Source organism: Mesorhizobium sp. M7A.F.Ca.CA.004.06.1.1, assembly GCF_003999135.1.
Taxonomy (GTDB): Bacteria; Pseudomonadota; Alphaproteobacteria; order Rhizobiales; family Rhizobiaceae; genus Mesorhizobium.
Genome location: NZ_RZPQ01001493.1, coordinates 1 through 395 on the forward strand (window position 1 = coordinate 1; position 395 = coordinate 395).

Sequence of the window (395 nt, forward strand, 5' to 3'; positions counted from 1 at the left end):
CGATGAACACGGTGAAGAACAGGTCGCCGGACTCGAAGGGCGCTTCCTGGTTGCGCTCGCCGCGCGCCTCCAGCTCCTCCGGATTTCCTTCCAGCACCATGATCATGTCGTCTACGGCTTTGCTGATACCGCCGGAGAAGTCCCCGGCGCGGAAAGCCGGCACCATGTCGTTTTCGATGATCAGCTTGGTGTGCAGGTCGGTCAGCGTACCTTCCAGCCCATAACCGACCTCAATGCGCATCTTGCGGTCGTTCGGGGCAACCAGCAGCAGCACGCCGTTGTTTTCCTTCGCCTGCCCAAGTTTCCAGAAGCGGAACAGGCGGTTGGCGTAAGGCTCGATCTCCTCGCCCTCGAGGCTGGGAATCGTCGCCACGACGATCTGGTCGGCGCCTTTT

At 61.3% G+C, this 395-nt stretch carries 1 protein-coding gene; it reads right to left on the bottom strand.

All coding sequences use genetic code 11. The annotated features are described in order from the left end of the window. Positions 1-395: TPM domain-containing protein (locus EN906_RS37100; protein ID WP_206529309.1), on the bottom strand; the 395-nt coding region annotated here is incomplete at both ends.